At 67.7% G+C, this 2,778-nt stretch carries 4 protein-coding genes and 1 pseudogene; 4 read left to right on the plus strand and 1 reads right to left on the minus strand.

Translation table 11 applies throughout. The features are described 5' to 3' along the window. A pseudogene (locus BN4332_RS34035) lies at positions 1 to 216 on the minus strand (hypothetical protein); the annotation flags it as partial. Between the two features lie 208 nt (positions 217 to 424). Between BN4332_RS34035 and rimP the strand changes: the two are divergent. The 4 genes from rimP to BN4332_RS01260 form a co-directional block, all read left to right on the plus strand. Then, positions 425 to 970 (plus strand): ribosome maturation factor RimP, encoded by a 546-nt coding sequence (rimP, locus tag BN4332_RS01245; protein ID WP_066896509.1) that lies wholly within the window; start codon positions 425 to 427, stop codon positions 968 to 970. Then, positions 967 to 1,995, plus strand: coding sequence for a transcription termination factor NusA (nusA, locus tag BN4332_RS01250; protein WP_066896506.1), 1,029 nt, complete (start codon positions 967 to 969; stop codon positions 1,993 to 1,995). The genes rimP and nusA overlap by 4 nt, the downstream gene beginning before the upstream one ends. 177 nt (positions 1,996 to 2,172) lie before the next feature. Continuing rightward, entirely contained in the window at positions 2,173 to 2,397 is a 225-nt protein-coding gene (locus tag BN4332_RS34040) for a YlxR family protein (RefSeq protein ID WP_235653988.1), read from the plus strand. Between the two features lie 102 nt (positions 2,398 to 2,499). Continuing rightward, the coding region (locus BN4332_RS01260; RefSeq protein WP_200820241.1) for a translation initiation factor IF-2 N-terminal domain-containing protein at positions 2,500 to 2,778 on the plus strand (279 nt) is incomplete at its 3' end.

Genomic DNA, 2,778 nt, shown 5'->3' on the forward strand with positions numbered 1-2,778 from the left:
CGCCCGGGTGGCCGCGGCCTGTGGCGGCTGGTCGGCAGCGGCGGCGGTGGCCAGCGCGCTGTCGGCCCGGGCCCGGTCGAACTGCTTGGTCAGGTCGTCGATCTCGGGTTGCGGCGGCTTCGTCCCACAGGCGGCGGCGGTGGCGCCCAGCAGGGCAAGGGCCGCGGCCGAGAGCAATACGCGCCGCCGGCTGATGTCTGCATTGGCGCTCGGCACGTGAACATCCTGCCATTGCCCGGGGCCTCGCCTGACGCGGTGCCGACCGGCCGGTTCGCGGCGGGGCGTCGACATTCGCCACGCACCGGACTTCGATTGACGGTTGCTGCCGCGGGCCTGGCGTATCGTGGATAGGCGATTCCGGGGCCGCTCCAGCGAGCCGGCCCGGGCATTCGTGTCGGAGACAATTCAAGATGAGGAGCTCGCCGTGGCACCGGATCCAAAGTTGCGGTCTGCGGATTTGCCGTCGCAGACGCAGGTGATCGAGCTACTTGACGGCGAGTTCGCGCGCGCCGGTTACGAAATCGACGATGTCGTGGTCGACGCATCGGCTCGGCCGCCCCGTATCACCGTGATCGCCGACGGCGACGAGGGTCTGGATCTCGATTCCCTCGCCGCGCTGTCCCGGACGGCATCGGAGTTGCTCGATCAGCTCACCCCGGGCGACACGCCGTATGTGCTCGAAGTCACCTCGCCGGGTGTGGACCGGCCGCTGACCGAGGCCAAACATTTTCGTCGTGCCCGCGGCCGCAAGGCCGAGTTGACGCTGACCGACGGCTCGGTGTTCACCGGCCGGCTGGGGGAAACCGACGGCACCGTGGTGAAAGTGGTGGTGCCGGAGGGGCGGGAGCTGGCGATCCGTGAGGTCGCACTGGCAGATATCGCCAAAGCCGTTGTCCAAGTGGAGTTTTCGCCTCCGAACCGACGCGAATTGGAATTGTCCGGACAGACCGGGAAGGGGGCCGGGGAATGAACATCGACATGGCGGCGCTGCATGCCATCGAAGCGGACAAGGGCATCACCGTCGACGTGGTCGTCGAGACCATCAAGTCGGCGTTGCTCACCGCCTATCGGCATACCGAAGGCCATGAGCCCGATGCTCATATCGATATCGACCGTAAGACCGGTGTGGTCAAGGTGATCGCCCGCCAGACCGACGCCGACGGCAACGTCCTGCACGAATGGGACGACACGCCAGAAGGTTTCGGTCGGATCGCGGCCACCACGGCCCGGCAGGTGATCCTGCAGCGCCTGCGCGATGCGGAGAACGAGAAGACCTACGGGGAGTTCGCCGCGCACGAGGGCGACATCGTCGCCGGGGTGATCCAGCGCGACGCCCGGGCGAACGCCCGCGGGCTGGTCGTGGTGCGGATGGGCAGCGAGACCAAGGGCTCCGAAGGCGTGATCCCGAGCGCCGAGCAGGTGCCGGGGGAGCGCTACGAGCACGGCGACCGGCTGCGCTGCTACGTCGTCGGCGTCACCCGGGGTGCCCGCGAACCCCTGATCACGCTGTCCCGCACCCATCCCAACCTGGTCCGCAAGCTCTTCTCGCTGGAAGTGCCCGAGATCGCCGACGGATCGGTGGAGATCGTCGCGGTGGCCAGGGAGGCCGGGCACCGGTCCAAGATCGCGGTGGCTTCCCGGGTGCCCGGGCTGAACGCCAAGGGCGCCTGCATCGGCCCGATGGGCCAGCGCGTGCGCAACGTGATGAGCGAGCTCTCCGGCGAGAAGATCGACATCATCGACTTCGACGAGGACCCGGCCCGGTTCGTCGCCAATGCCCTGTCGCCGGCCAAGGTGGTGTCGGTATCGGTGATCGACGAGGCCGCGCGGGCGGCGCGGGTCATCGTGCCCGACTTCCAGCTGTCCCTGGCCATCGGCAAAGAAGGACAAAATGCCAGGTTGGCGGCCCGGCTCACGGGGTGGCGAATCGATATCCGCAGCGATGCGGCGCCGCAGCCCGATCATGATGTCCGCCCGGGGGCGGTACACGACTGACAGTAGTGACCGGCGTTTCGGACCACGGCCACCGGGGCGGTAGACTCAGCCGTGATCCAGCGCGAGACTCCGGCTCTGACACAACGAAGCACCTCCGACACCTCTGTCGGGCCAGTGCGGACCTGCATCGGGTGCCGGAAACGAGAGTTGGCCGCCGAGTTGCTTCGAGTGGTCGCGGTGACCGACGGGAACGGGACGTGTTCCGTGACCGTTGACGCTGCGGCAAGCCTGCCGGGGCGTGGTGCATGGCTGCACCCCGACCCGCAGTGCGCGCAGATGGCAGTGAAGCGTCGAGCCTTCGTCCGAGCGTTGCGACTCACCGGTTCACCGGATACATCCGCGGTGATCGAGTACGTCGAAGGAATTCGGACACCCGACCACCCCGGTCAAGAGAACAGGTAGCGAAGAACATGAGCACACCGTGAAGTCCCGATGACCATGCGTCATAGCTAAACCCGAGGCGCGGCGCCTACCACCGCTGTTGCCTCCAGACGAGGAGATGTAGTGGCAGCAGGTAAGGCCCGTGTACACGAGTTGGCGAAGGAACTCGGTGTCACCAGCAAGGAACTCTTAGCCAAGCTCAAAGAGCAGGGCGAGTTCGTCAAGTCGGCGTCCTCCACAGTGGAGGCGCCGGTCGCGCGTCGGCTGCGCGAATCGTTCGGCGCGAAGTCCGCCGGCGCCAAGAAGCCCGAAGACAAGCCCCGCCCGCAGAGCGGTGGAACCGCGGCCCCCGCGGCGCCCAAGCCTGGCGCCCCCAGCCCGGCCACGGCGGCCAAGCCTGCT

The sequence above is a fragment of the Mycolicibacterium houstonense genome, assembly GCF_900078665.2.
Classification (GTDB): domain Bacteria; phylum Actinomycetota; class Actinomycetes; order Mycobacteriales; family Mycobacteriaceae; genus Mycobacterium; species Mycobacterium houstonense.

Bases quoted from the DNA above. Each gene is read 5' to 3' on its own strand.
- nusA (WP_066896506.1), top strand. From the start codon at position 967: ATGAACATCGACATGGCGGCGCTGCATGCCATCGAAGCGGACAAGGGC.